The organism is Psychrobacter fulvigenes, from assembly GCF_904846155.1.
GTDB classification, from domain to species: domain Bacteria; phylum Pseudomonadota; class Gammaproteobacteria; order Pseudomonadales; family Moraxellaceae; genus Psychrobacter; species Psychrobacter fulvigenes.
Map to the genome: position 1 here is coordinate 73253 of NZ_CAJGZP010000001.1, position 13069 is coordinate 86321.

The window sequence follows — 13069 nt, forward strand, 5'->3', positions numbered from 1 at the left end:
GATTAAATTTAGCGGATTAATTATTACCTATCTTCTAAACCAAAAACCAAGCCCCGCACATTCACCACATAACGCCCAACCGTCTGGCTCGCCATAAAGCGATCTAAGTACTCAGGCGTTTGCTCAAGCGTAATCTCCTCAGCATAACTCTCTAAATTAGGCAATTTCATATCGGTCGAGACACGCTGCCAAATGGCCTTTTTATCAGCCAGTGGAATATAGACCGAATCGATACCGAGTAGGGACACTGCGCGAGTGATAAACGGCAATACCGTCATCGAAAACTCAGCGCCGCCTGCCAAACCACAAGAAGTAACCGCGCCGCCCGCTTTGGTTTGCTTGAGTAGATTTGCTAAATAGTCGCCGCCGATCGTATCAATAGCGTTTGCCCATAGTTCGCGACCGACAGGTTTATCTCCGATCTCGTTGATGCTATCGCGATGACGGACTTCACTTGCGCCAAGATCTTTTAGATAATCGCTTTGCTCAGGCTTGCCAGAGAAGGCGATAACCTCATAGCCAAGCTGACTTAATATCGCGATACTGATACTACCGACACCGCCCGTTGCACCCGTGACCGCGACTGCACCATCTTCAGGTTTTGCACCCATTTTCTCAAGCTTTTGCACGCTTAAAGCAGCCGTTAAGCCGCCCGTACCATATATCATGGCTTCTTTTAGCGTTAAAGAAGACGGACATTCGACCGCCCAATCGGCAGGGATAGAGATCATTTGCGCCAAGCCACCATCGGTATCCATACCCAAATCATAACCAAATACGACGACCTCTTGGCCTTCTGTAAAGGTGCCAGACTTGTCACTGACTACGATCCCTGCCGCATCAATACCAGGGGTGTGCGGATAGTTTCTGGTGATTCTTTTATTACCCGAGGCTGACATGGCATCTTTGAAGTTTAATGATGAATAATGCACTTCGATTAACAAATCATTCTCAGGTAAATCATCGACACTGCGCTGTTGAATACTTTTCTTAAATTCACCGTCGTTGGTTTCTTCGACCACTAGGGCTTTGAAAACTGTGTTATTAGACATAGCGTACTTCCAGTTAAAAGGGTTTGTTTACAACTAAGAGCTATAAAAAATATAAGCTTAAGGCTTTAATAGCACCTTGCCGCTCTTACCCGCCTGCAACTTGCCATCGACTGCCTCGATAATATCGGCTAGATCAAAGGTCGCTTCTACAGGCAGTCTTAATTTGCCGTCAACGGCACACTCTATCAGCTCATTGACCAGACGCTTTTTGTTTTCGACACTCATCTCTTGGCTAAGCTTACTGCCCCAAAATCCTTTCAAGACTGCTTGCTTAAAAATCATATGAGTCGGGTTGAGCACCATTGGCTTGCCTGACATCGCACCAAATACCGCAAACGTCCCATAATGGCCAAGTAGAGAAAGCAGATCACCACTGTCTTCACCACCGACAGAATCGACCGCTGCACTGATTTTATCGTCACCAAGGATCGCTTTGACTTGCTCTTTCCAGTCCTCATCTGCAGTGTTGACGTTGTTTTTGATGTCTAGTGCTTCTAATTCACTCATGGCATCGCTACTGCGTACGACATTGATGGTATTGATACCGCGGGCAGCAGCGATCATGGCCAGTGACTTACCGACCGCACCATTGGCAGCGTTATGGATGATCCATTGACCGCTCTCTACTTCTAGGAATTCAAGCAGCATCAAGGCGCTCAACGGCATGGCGATCAACTGTGCTGCCATCTCATCGTCTAAGCTTTCTGGGATAGGAAATATCATATGCTCAGGCGCAACGAAGTACTCTGCCCAAGTCGCTTGTACGCTTGCCGCTGCTACGCGCTGACCGACTTTTAGGTCTTTGACCTCGCTTCCTACTGCATCGATGACGCCAACTGCTTCACTACCACCGATAGCGGGCAGCTCAGGTTTGAAGCCGTATTTACCGCGGATGGTAAGTAGGTCATGGTTATGAATGGAGGCGAGTACCGTTTTGACACGGACTTCATTGGCCTTTGGTTCTGGGATAGGACGGTCGCCAAGGCTAAGTACTTCAGTTGGTCTGCCAAATTCGTTATAAGTTGCGCTACGCATAATAAATCCTTTTTTTGATTTTTCAGTTTTTTGATAAGGTCTAATTGGTGCGGTTTATTTTGAAGTGCTCACCAATTATCAGTCACTAACAGTAACAAGTCTCACTTGTCTATCACAATGCTTGTTTGGTTAAGTTGCTTTAGTTTAAGCATGTTTTTATAAGTTTAAAACATAAAGCGTAAGAAGAGCTACACTTTAACCACAGCTTTACCTACTGTCCGATTAGACTCAACTTGACGATGAGCGTCTGCTAAGTTTTCAAAGGCAAAAGTCTTGGAAACGTGGGGCTTTAGCGTGCCATTTTCTATCATTTCTTTTAGCGTTTGCATGTCAGAGCCATTGGAAGTCACACTAAAAAACGAGACGTCGATATCATGTTGCTTAGCATAATTCACTACTGCTTCAGAGAACTCAGGACTGGGTAAAGAGATAATCGATTGCCCATCTTTGGTGACCCTAAAGGACTTCTAAAGTACTCCACCGCCGATAGCATCCAAAACAAAATCAAGATCCGATACTATCTTTTCAAAATCTTGCGTTTCATAATCAATATGTTCATCTGCACCTAAAGAGAGCACAAAGTCTCTATTGTCAGCAGAAGAAGTTGAGATAACGTAAGCACCAAGATGTTTGGCAATCTGTATAGCGAAATGACCAACACCGCCTGAGCCTGCATGGATCAGTACTTTATCACCCGCTTTAATTCTAGGCTCTAGTGCTTGTAACGCTGTCAAAGCGGCAAGCGTGGTCGCAGCTGCAGCTTCAAAGGAGATACTGGCAGGTATCTTGGCAAGCTGCTCCGCCGGAGCGGTGACATATTCGGCGTAAGCATTGCCATGACCAGGAAAGTTGACCAGTCCAAAGACGGCATCGCCTTCTTTGAAGTCAGTGACATCTTGACCAATCGCGGTGACTACGCCTGCGATATCCCAGCCTAGAATCAGAGGTCTGTCAGTACCATACACCATATCCAACAGATCAGGTAGCTCGCGTATCTTGACATCGACAGGGTTAATACTAATGGCTTTGGTCTCAATCAGCACTTCATCGGCTTTGGGTGCTGGTCGCTCAATCTCACTCAAAATCAGATTTTCAATACCACCTGCTTTGTGCAGTAGATAGGCTTGCATAAGAGTCTCCTTTATTTTTCTAAAGTCAGGATTTTATTCATAAAATAAGTAAGAATCACTGTAGCAAGTTGCTCTGATTACTAGCAGTAGCAGTTTGGTTAAGTCATGTTATTGCTTGCTTTGACACGCTCTAGGGTAATTATTGAGTTTGAGCGCTTTTTCAAAGTTAATTACTTCGGTTCAATCACCGCAAAGTTTCCATCGACCATATCAGTCAGCAAAGGCTCACCCTTATCATTCACCCGTAAGAGTCCATACTCTGCCGCTTCATAAGCCTCTGCATGACCTTCTTGAAAGAAAAAAGCATTGGTCGCAAGTTTCATGGAGCCGAGACGAATACGATAGTAAATCGCCATTTCATTCGCCGGCAATCCCTCAGGTTGACTATCACTTATACGTGCAAAATGCCCCACATTGTTTTCGTCTAGCGTTACGATGGCATAGCCATCAGCTGACACGATATTGCGAGCGTCAGCTGAATCGTCGGCGGTGCTTTTTTCTAACGCTGTAAAGACATTATTCTCCAGTGCGTATCTAAGGATCATATAATCGCCCTGCATAAAGCCGCGCGGGTCAACAGGGGCAAGCTCTAGTAAAACGCTATCACCTGTCGCGAGATGAGTCTCAAACTTCATGACATTGATATTGATCATGGTTAAAACCAGCAGCAGCCCTAGTATGGCAACGCTAAGCGTAAATGAACGATTTTGCCACCAAGGTAGTGACTTGGCTAAGGAGTCTTGAGTCACCAGTCCATCATTGATATTAGTCATTATGGGCGCTCCTTACGGCTAATATCTTGACTGATAGAGCGGTCATTAGAGCGGTTAGTAATGTTGCCAGTAGTGCGATTAGATAAGGCAGTCTTATCAGCAAAATAATGCTTAATGAGCAACCAGCGCATCAGTAACAGGCTAATACCGATAATCAGCATGGAGATGGATTTAACGAGCAGTGAGGTATCGAGCTGATAGTAATACCAAAATACATAGCCGACCAAAGCAAAAACTCCCGCACCTAATAGTATGCGTTGGCTGTTTGCCATAGCAATAACGATGACGAGACTGGTCGCAAGCAGTCCTGAGACATAGATCGAGATCATGCCCAATACGGCAAGGGCAGATACGATTAAGAGTCCTGCGGCTGATAGGGTTTTGATTTGATAGCGGCTAAGAATCAGATAAGCAGCGTAAAGGCTGGCGAGGGTCAGTAGCCCTTGTGCCAAGTAATAGTTATAGTGAAACCCTTCATTATAGGTAGCAAAAGCATAAGTGCTTTCACTGACGATAAAGTAAACAGAGACGCCCAGCAGCACGAGCGCGCTGCTATAGGCAACCGCTTTGCTCATATCAAAGGCCGCAAAACGAACTTTGTGAGGGACTCGCTGTAACAGGGAGTAGCGTTGCAAATTGGCGACTATCACGACCAATGCCAACAGGCCTAAGCTAAATTCAGGTATACCATAATAACTGAGCATATAGACCAGACATCCTAACGCTATCGCACTACTCAGCAGACGATAAACGAAGTTTGGCATGAGGATGGTGAGTATGATTTGAATCAGCAAAAACAGCCATAAGCTGATTGGCTGTATTCCTTCCATAAATAAGGCAATGACAATATAAACCTGTCCTGCACCACTAATCGCAAAGGCCAAACCATTCCAAAAGGGACTCTGGCGTATATGCTCGTTGTGAAACATAACGCCACCTGCAGCGCTGAGCACTGCACCAACGATAAAGATACCTGCCGTACTATCAAGAATGTTGGTTTCAACCAAAATAAGCGTCAAGAATGCCAAAAAAAGCAAGCTTGCAAACACACCACTTAAGCCAAAAAATACCTGTAAATACCAAGGCGTGTTATCACTTGATTGACTATCAAGGGTTGCATTACCATCGACTAGGCCGATGCGCTTTAACTCTATGAGGGCTTGTTGAGAGTAATCAGTCATGGTTTGCCCCTTTATCTGTTAGTGAGGCTTTAGCGTTTTTGTTATCCAACGACTGGTGCTCAAGGTTTGCCAGTCTTCGCAGCCAAGCGACTGCATATGAGCTCATACCGATCAGTAAGGGCGTGAGTATAAAAAACACACCCGCATTCATATCATTAGGGAGCACCTGCACCGCCCAAAACATGACTACAGTGATGATAGAAAAACAAAGAAAAGTTAGCATCAGCACATCGATTTGCCGCAAATAAAAACGCCAATATATCAACGCGCACCAGCCTACCCATGACAGCAAGGTGAGAATCGCTGTTAGTGCGTTGATATTGCCAATGACATAAATAATAGCAAAATGAGTGATAGAATAAGTGCTGAGAGCGCCAACGACATAAGTACTCCAATGCAAGCGAGCGTTTGCTAGACGGCGCTGGTCAATCAGAGTATCACCATCCAAAAATCTCAACCAGAGAATGAGCATCACTGTATTTATCAATGCCAATGTAGCAACGCGAATGACATAAGGATAATCGCTGTCAAAAGAGAATGCCGCATCGATATATTGCAAAACAGTAGCATTAATCAGCCCAAGCCATAGCAGCCATAGCGCAGGGAAGCGCGCGATGACTACCCACGGAGTGATGAGTGCCGCCCAGCCAAAAAACAACTGCCACGTATCCGCGCCCGTCTGATAGACCTGACCAAATAGCGCCAGCAAGCTGCCAGTAATGACGCTAGCAATGAGTAAAAGTAGCTGTTGGATAAGTTTGAACTTGCGTTTAAAAGCCAATAACGCATAAGCCGCAATGGTGATGACTAACGCACCTTCGACCAAGGCAAACTTACCCATCTTGCCCATGTTTATCCAGTTATAGGCGATAAAGAATACCAGTGCCAGCACCAACGCTACTGCGCCAATGATGAGTAATGCTTTATCAAAAAATGCCAGCCAAGTGCGCTTGCTCGGAAATACTTCTAAGTGCGTCGCCGCTGTCTCTGCGTGCTCTAGGGGCAGGGTGCCTTGATTGAGCAGTTGCTCGATGGTACGCCGCGATTGGCTCATAGCGCTCTCTAAATAAAAACCGTATGACGTCTATATTAGCTGTTTTTATTTAGCAGGTGTGGAAAAGTGGGGTAAAGATAGGGTGGTAAATTAATAAAACTCAATACGACTGAGCAGATGCTCTTGGATCAAATAGGCACAGATGTAAGCGCTTGGCCAAGCAACCATAAAGGCAAATTTCCATGAATGAAACAGGGTGATAAAGAAGCCTTCGACAAATCCTATATTGATCAGCAGCAATGCCGTCGAGATAATCGTAGACATCATCAGCGCCATTAAAAAGGTGAAAATAAGGCGGTAGTATTTGCGCCGCGTGCGTATTCTGACGGTAGGAAATTTTGCCATAATGTTATGTTGTCCTGCATGATGAGAGCCACGCTTAAATAATGTTATAAACGTGATGTTGTGAGCTGATAGATTACGAAGTGAAGCATTACTAATGCTTGGCGGTGACTATGATATCGCGTGATGATGGTGAGGTAAAAGGGTTAGTATCAATCATAACGTTCTCATTATTATATTGTTATCATTTGGCTTTAATGATTTTCAGTCATCCAAGCATATTGAATAAGCTTCAACGCTATCCAAAAATACATGTATAAGGATAAAAAATGTCTACTGATCAAAAAAACTCAGCGCAACGAACCACTAAGCAACGAACATTAGGCATCATCGGCGGTATGAGCTGGGAGAGTACTGAAAGCTATTATCGTCTGATAAATGAAGGCATCAAAGCAAAATTAGGCGGATTACATTCAGCAGATTTGTTGATTCATAGTTTAGACTTTGCACCGATTGGCGAGCTACAAGCCCAAGGCGATTGGAAAGAGATGAGCGAGATATTAGCCAATAGCGGCAAGCGTTTACAAGCGGCTGGCGCACAAGGCTTATTAATCGCTACCAATACCATGCATAAAGTTGCAAATGATGTGAAAGCTGCGACTGGTCTACCGATTATTCATATCGCTGATGCCACGGCTACTGCAATTAAGCGAAAAGGTCTGAGCAAGATAGCGCTACTCGGTACGCAATTTACGATGACGCAGGACTTTTACAAACAGCGCCTTGTTGATGCTGGCTTGCAAGTTTTAATACCTGAGACAGACGCGCGGGCGGAGGTGCATCGGATTATCTATGATGAGCTGTGCCAAGGGCAATTTCTTGATAGCTCACGTCAGTATTATAGCCAGGTGATTCAAGACTTAGCCAATGAAGGAGCAAAAGGCGTGATATTAGGCTGTACCGAAATTGGACTGCTGATTAAGCAAGAAGACAGTCCAATTCCGGTATTTGATACCACCGCCATTCATGCAGCGGCGGCGGTAGAGTTTTTATTGGATAATGCAAAGCCTAGTACAAGACAGAATTAGGTTAGGTGTTCGTAGTAATAGGTAAGTATGATGAATAATTACTCGCCATACCAAGAGCAAAAGCCGCCAAGCCAAGCTTATACTGACACCAAGCTATGATCGCTTATTCTTTCTAATCATACGGTGTCTCTGCAGTCGTCTCTGCAGTCGTCGACGCAACCTTGTGATACGGCGTAAAGGCGATAGTTTCCATACAGTGGTCGGTAAAATATCACGAAATGATGCACTGGTGCCTGTATGCGCGCGAAACTCCTCAGACCTTTGCGCAGCTTCTTCTGCAGGCAGGTTTTTACCCTTGCGCCATCCGCCGTACAGATAGAGTCCCCCTCCCATCACAGCAGTGGCTACCATGCCCGCTGGAAACGACAGCCAAAGCGCATCGGTTCCGAGTAGGGGATAAAGCCCGAAAGCAAATCCAAGACGCACTGGATACATCGAAATCACCATGACAATCAGCGGCCAAATCACATAGCCGTTGGCACGCATGGTGCCGAACAGCACTTGCGCTATCCCAAAAAAGACAAAGCCCCAAGTCGCCATTAACTGAATATGACGCCCAATCGGCACCGCTGGGCTGTCACTACTAAGGAAAAGGCTCAAAATAGCCTCATCAAAAATGGTCAGCACCCCAATCATAGCACCAGTTAATATCACGTTAAAGATGAGTCCCCAACGGGTGATACCTGCAACTCGGCTCCACTGGTTGGCACCGATGTTCTGTGCGACCATCGCACTGGCTGCAGCGCTTAGCGCCATAGCAGGCATCTGTACGTATGTCCAAAGCTGCTGGGTTGCGCTATAGGCTGCTGTCGTCTGTACGCCCTCGCGGTTGATCAGTGATAGCATAGTCAATGCCGCCGAAGAGATGACAATCATCTGAATGCCCATCGGCAATCCTTTTGAGAACATCGACTTCAGGATTTCTCGGTTTGCGCGCAAAAAATGCAGCTCAGGCAAGCTAAGTGTCAGCACAGAGCCACGCCAGTATAGGGTAACGACCATGCCGATAAGCGCCAGCGTGTTTGCAACGGCGGTTGCGAATGCCGAGCCAAATATACCCCATTCGGGAAAGGGTCCTAAACCCAAAATCAGCGTTGGTGTCAAAACCAGATCAATAACCACTGATATGATGATAAACCAAAGCGGCGTCGTAGAATCGCCCGTCCCGCGCAGTGCCATCATTAGTAGCGTAAAGGTCAATGTGACGGGCATCGCAACAAAAATCATCCGCAGGTAAGTTAGGGCAAGCCCGACCGCACTTGACGGTGTACCAAGCAGATCGAGTAACGTCGGGGCAAATATCCACCCTATTGCCGATACCAATACACTTATTGGAATAATGCTGCCCAGCGCCGTTCCCATGGTCTTTTTGACCATAGCATCGTCACGGCGACCCATTGCCTGACCAATCAAAATAGTGGCCGCCATGCCGAAACCAAAAACGAAAGAGATCAAGATAAACATCAAGATGTTACCGTTCGCCGTTGCGGCAAGCGCCTCCTCACCTAAAAATCGGCCCACCCAGACGGCATTGATCGAGCCGTTTAATGACTGTAGTGCCGATGAACCAAGCGTTGGCAAGGCAAACAGTAGCATTGTTTTGGCAATCGACCCTTCGGTGAGGTCATGCTGTTTACCAGTGGCGGTATTTTTTTTACTCAATGTTTATCCTTTTGCGCTAGACCGTTCATTTGGGTCTGATTAAACGAAAACGCTTATCATAAACCAGAAAGCGGGTGCCGTCTTTATTAGAGCTGTAAACCCTGAGTAAGCTCTATAGTTATTTGACTATCGTTTTTTATGTGATTGTCATACTGTTTAGAGACGAGGATAATGGCTATGATTGCTTACACTTAAAATAAGCTTATTCTAGGACTATACCTTTCAAGCCATTAACCCTTTTCTATCTACTAACTCTATCAAGGATGCTCTAATGCTCTTAAAACGCTTAGGCCTAGCCGTTCTGTTCAGTCTTTCTATGGTGGGCTGTACCACTGCGCCCAATAGCCTAGCCGTTGCCACGACGCAAAAACTGATAACGTACGAACGCAATAAATCAGATCTTGACGCCAAAGCGTTCACCCTAGCCTCGGGTGAAAAAATGGCTTATTTAGAAAATGACAACTTGGCAGGTGAGCCTTTAATACTCATCCACGGCTTTGGCGGTAATAAAGACAACTTTACCCGTATCGCAGATAAACTAGAGGGTTATCATCTGATTATTCCAGACTTGTTAGGTTTTGGGGATTCTAGCAAGCCGATGTCGGCAGACTATCGCGCTAATGCCCAAGCGCAGCGTTTGCATGAGCTGCTACAAGCCAAAGGTGTGGCATCTGCTATTCATGTCGGCGGCAACTCGATGGGCGGTAGTATCAGTGTCGCTTATGCCGCCATGTATCCTGAAAGTGTTGAGAGTTTATGGTTACTGGACAGTGCCGGATTTTGGTCAGCTGGCATACATGAAGCATTTGAAGATGCTACTCCTGACGATAATCCATTGGTAATCGATAGCACCGAGCAGTATTTTGAGCTCTATAAACTGGTGATGTTTGACCCGCCTTATATACCTAGAAGTGTGCAAGCAGTCTTTGCACAGGACAGTATAGTCAATCGGGAACTCCATAAAAATATCCTCGAGCAGATCATCGAAGACAATGTCGAAGAACGCGCGAAAGTCGTCACAAAATACAATATTCCGACGCTAATCGTTTGGGGCGAAGAGGACAACATCATCAAGCCTGAAACTGCCGAACTGATGTCTGAGCTGATGCCGCATGCACAAGTCATTATGATGCCCGGTGTCGGTCATGTGCCGATGATAGAAGCAGTGGAGCAGACGGCGGATGATTATAAAAATTTTCGGGAGGGGATCAATAGGTAGTTAAATAGTTGTTTAGGTATAGTAGGCTGGGTTTTTAACCCAGTATTTTCCTTGCAAAGCTAAAATTGCAGTACGATTTTTTAACGCTTCTCAGGGTTAGAAACCTAGCCTACGCTAATCAAATTACAAATCCCTTACCAGTCGCTCTAGCAATTCAATCGTGCTTTCTTGTCTGACCGAGGCGACTCCTTGTCCTGCCCATAAAGACTGATGTTCTGCATCAGAGCCTTTACTAGCATGCGTACGCATAAACTTGGTCATGGCGTTCAATTGTGGGTAGGGCGGTAGTTCATGAGCACTCTCAAATTGGCCAAAGTCTCGCAGATAATCATTTAATAATCCACGAGCTTGCTTACCTGAAAACAGCCGAGTTAAGCGCGTCTCAGCACTGCGCTTATCTTGACTGGCATCGAGTAGCGCCTTTTTATAAATGTCATTAATGCCGCATTTATCTGTGGTCAAAAATGCTGTTCCTAGTTGCGCTAGCTCTGCACCTGCTGTTTGCACAGCTTTAATGGCTTGCCCATTCATGATGCCGCCCGCCGCGATTAACGGAATATCGGTGCAAGCGTGCGTTTGGCTAATCAGCGTCAATAATCCTAGTGGATCGTTTGCGCTTTGCGGTAACCAGCCGCCGCGATGCCCACCAGCTTCTACTCCTTGCACGCATACTGCATCAGCGCCAATCTCTGCCCATGCTTTTGCTTCCAATGGATGATTAGCGGTACCGATGACGCGTGTGCCTAGACTCTGTAAACGCTGAACTTGCTCAGCGCTAATAATGCCAAAGGTAAAACTCGCCACAGGAACAGGATTGTCATAGAGCACTTGTAGCTGCTCTGCAAAGCTGAGCGCTGGCCGTTCAGGTAACGCGACTTCTATGTTTTTTTCTTGATAGTACTTATTTAGCCAATTCGGAATGGAGGTATCAAAGGTGTTGGATTCATGCTCAGATAACACCATTAGATTGGTCATAAAAGGACGATCAGTGAGCGATTTGATGGTATTAATTTGACTGTTCAAAACATCTGGTGCCGTCATGCCAGCACCCAATGAACCCAGTCCACCAAAATTACTAACAGCAGCAATCAATTCAGGTGTGGTTGCACCACCCGCCATTGGCGCTTGTACGATAGGGTAAGTTAAACTGAGGGTGTTCAGTAAAGTCATGACGGGCTTCCTTTTTATTTTATTAGGCGTTTTACATGACTTACTTTAGCAAAGCTGGACGGCTCGCATGTTAGATAATGTGTATTTAGTTTCTGAATAGAAGGGGTGGGGCTTAACCAGACACTGTGATTAAAATTAATAATTAAATTTCGAGAGATAAAGTTCAAAATATAAAATTTAACGCAAAAAATAGGCCAGCCCCCAAACCATCAAAACGATGGCTAAGAAAACTGACCTACTTACTTATACAATCTTATTACTGATCTGACTTACTAGCCTTAGCCACTAATCAATAGTTACTAGGTCAACTGCAACGAGCCTTTTGCACCCATTACCATGTCAATCACATCATCAGCGCTAATGATGGTAAATCGAGGATCAATCTCTGATTCAGCCACACCATTATGCTGCATGCATGCGCCGCAGACCAATATTTCTCCACCTTTTTCGATGAAAGCTTCTAATAGTTTGGCAGCAGGCTCAAACGGCGCGCCAATATCGATACCGTCTAGCGAGTTTGGTTTGGCAAGATAAACCGCGTCCACCATCAGTATAAGGGCGGCTGAATGACCTTTATCTAACGCTTTAAACGCCATCGTATAGGCGACGGTAATCTTGTTTGGGTTGCTTGTGTCATCGAATAGCGTTCCGACATAATCTGTAGTTTTAACCATGTTATTCTCCTTGTTGGGTTTATCACTGTTGAGTGAATACTACTTAACTACCTATATTAGCATTTAATATATTTATTTATATAATGTAATGTTATGAAATAGTAGCCCTAAGGTGAGTAGTTGTGACAGACTGTCAAAAGTATATTTACACAAAAATTAATCTTTTGGCGGCCACGGGCGATCGCCGTCGCTTTCTATCCACTCTGCCACATAGCCTGTCGGCGGCATCTTCCAATCAGGTTTGCCCATCGCCTCTAATACTTCCTGAGTATCGACCACGCCCCCTTTACTGGTGACGCCAGTACGTATCAACACCGATGAGCAGGGTTTTCCCTTCACCCACATGGACTGCTCTACATATATCCAGCGCTCATCAATAGCAGCGATATGAGTCTTCATGGTGACCTTATCAAAGGCACGGATGCGTTTGCGGTATTGTACCGTGCTGCCTGCGACGACCAATCCCCAACGCTGTTTGAGCAGCTGCTTGCCAAGTCCAGTACGAATGGCAAAATCTGTACGACCCAAATCATACAAGGTCAGCACGCGGCCATTATTCATCTCAAGGAAGTTATCAATGTCTGTCAGGCTACAGCGAAACTCAATCTCGCTAGTACCCGTAAAGTCTAGTTGAGCGCCTGTCGTCTTGCCGACAACTGCTTGAACGATGGCTTTGCCATAACGAAAAAATGGATACATAAAGTGGTCTCAACCGTTCAAAAAGATAGTTATGATTTATTCATGGTGAC

General features: G+C 45.5%; 13 protein-coding genes and 1 pseudogene. 2 read left to right on the forward strand and 12 right to left on the reverse strand.

Going from position 1 to position 13069, the window contains the following annotated elements; all coding sequences use genetic code 11:
• Window positions 1–23 precede the first annotated feature (23 nt).
• From JMX03_RS00350 to JMX03_RS00385, 8 genes and pseudogenes are all read right to left on the reverse strand, one after another.
• The gene (locus JMX03_RS00350) at window positions 24–1052 is read right to left on the reverse strand and encodes a YhdH/YhfP family quinone oxidoreductase (protein WP_201593798.1); all 1029 of its coding nucleotides are present in this window, start codon (window positions 1050–1052) and stop codon (window positions 24–26) included.
• Between the two features lie 57 nt (window positions 1053–1109).
• Window positions 1110–2087: a zinc-binding dehydrogenase gene (locus JMX03_RS00355; protein ID WP_201593799.1), complete on the reverse strand. Its 978-nt coding sequence runs from the start codon at window positions 2085–2087 to the stop codon at window positions 1110–1112.
• 188 nt (window positions 2088–2275) lie between these two features.
• Window positions 2276–2539 (reverse strand): annotated as a pseudogene (locus JMX03_RS15080) (zinc-binding dehydrogenase); the annotation flags it as partial.
• Between the two features lie 15 nt (window positions 2540–2554).
• Window positions 2555–3217: an NADP-dependent oxidoreductase gene (locus JMX03_RS00365; RefSeq protein ID WP_201593800.1), complete on the reverse strand. Its 663-nt coding sequence runs from the start codon at window positions 3215–3217 to the stop codon at window positions 2555–2557.
• A 170-nt stretch (window positions 3218–3387) separates the two neighbouring features.
• The gene (locus JMX03_RS00370; protein ID WP_201593801.1) at window positions 3388–3990 is read right to left on the reverse strand and encodes a GDYXXLXY domain-containing protein; all 603 of its coding nucleotides are present in this window, start codon (window positions 3988–3990) and stop codon (window positions 3388–3390) included.
• On the reverse strand, window positions 3990–5171 hold the full coding sequence (locus tag JMX03_RS00375) for a DUF4401 domain-containing protein (protein WP_201593802.1): 1182 nt from the start codon (window positions 5169–5171) through the stop codon (window positions 3990–3992). Before JMX03_RS00375 ends, JMX03_RS00370 begins: the two co-directional genes overlap by 1 nt.
• The gene (locus JMX03_RS00380) at window positions 5164–6225 is read right to left on the reverse strand and encodes a DUF2157 domain-containing protein (RefSeq protein ID WP_201593803.1); all 1062 of its coding nucleotides are present in this window, start codon (window positions 6223–6225) and stop codon (window positions 5164–5166) included. Before JMX03_RS00380 ends, JMX03_RS00375 begins: the two co-directional genes overlap by 8 nt.
• 90 nt (window positions 6226–6315) lie before the next feature.
• The gene (locus JMX03_RS00385; protein WP_201576424.1) at window positions 6316–6570 is read right to left on the reverse strand and encodes a DUF2798 domain-containing protein; all 255 of its coding nucleotides are present in this window, start codon (window positions 6568–6570) and stop codon (window positions 6316–6318) included.
• 266 nt (window positions 6571–6836) lie between these two features.
• Between JMX03_RS00385 and JMX03_RS00390 the strand changes: the two genes are divergently transcribed.
• Complete coding sequence (locus JMX03_RS00390; RefSeq protein WP_201576423.1) at window positions 6837–7595, forward strand: aspartate/glutamate racemase family protein; 759 nt, start codon at window positions 6837–6839, stop codon at window positions 7593–7595.
• 93 nt (window positions 7596–7688) lie between these two features.
• Here the strand turns inward: JMX03_RS00390 and JMX03_RS00395 are convergent, their stop codons facing one another.
• Window positions 7689–9257 (reverse strand): MATE family efflux transporter, encoded by a 1569-nt coding sequence (locus JMX03_RS00395; RefSeq protein ID WP_201593804.1) that lies wholly within the window; start codon window positions 9255–9257, stop codon window positions 7689–7691.
• 271 nt (window positions 9258–9528) lie between these two features.
• Between JMX03_RS00395 and JMX03_RS00400 the strand changes: the two genes are divergently transcribed.
• Entirely contained in the window at window positions 9529–10476 is a 948-nt protein-coding gene (locus JMX03_RS00400; protein ID WP_201593805.1) for an alpha/beta fold hydrolase, read from the forward strand.
• Between the two features lie 123 nt (window positions 10477–10599).
• Here JMX03_RS00400 and JMX03_RS00405 read toward each other — a convergent pair whose 3' ends face one another.
• The 3 genes from JMX03_RS00405 to JMX03_RS00415 form a co-directional block, all read right to left on the reverse strand.
• Window positions 10600–11646 carry an NAD(P)H-dependent flavin oxidoreductase gene (locus JMX03_RS00405; protein WP_201593806.1) on the reverse strand — a complete coding sequence of 349 codons (1047 nt, stop codon included), beginning with the start codon at window positions 11644–11646 and terminating at the stop codon, window positions 10600–10602.
• 299 nt (window positions 11647–11945) lie between these two features.
• The gene (locus JMX03_RS00410; RefSeq protein WP_201593807.1) at window positions 11946–12320 is read right to left on the reverse strand and encodes a DsrE family protein; all 375 of its coding nucleotides are present in this window, start codon (window positions 12318–12320) and stop codon (window positions 11946–11948) included.
• A 156-nt stretch (window positions 12321–12476) separates the two neighbouring features.
• A complete protein-coding gene (locus JMX03_RS00415) occupies window positions 12477–13019 on the reverse strand; it encodes an acyl-CoA thioesterase (protein ID WP_201593808.1) in 543 nt (180 codons plus the stop codon).
• Window positions 13020–13069: the final 50 nt, after the last annotated feature.